The organism is Oleiphilus sp. HI0061 (assembly GCF_001635675.1).
Map to the genome: position 1 here is coordinate 1 of NZ_LWFE01000966.1, position 215 is coordinate 215.

Annotated in this window: 1 protein-coding gene; it reads left to right on the plus strand. The window is 45.1% G+C overall.

The genetic code is table 11. From position 1 onward, the window contains the following. Positions 1 to 215 (plus strand): MmcQ/YjbR family DNA-binding protein (locus A3735_RS11250; protein ID WP_197485867.1); only part of this gene is annotated, 215 nt, incomplete at both ends.

Below are 215 nucleotides of genomic sequence, written 5' to 3' on the forward strand. Positions count from 1 at the left end.
ACTACGAGACAGCAAAACAGTACTTACTATCAAAACCTGAAGCCAGAGAAGACTACCCTTTTGGCCCAGATGTTATGGTTCCGAAAATTAAGGCTAAGATGTTTGCTACGCTTGGCGTTAATGACAACATTGCCCAAATGAACCTAAAGTGCGACCCAGATCAAGCAAACGAGCTACGCGACCTTTTTGAAGCCGTAAAGCCCGGTTACCACATG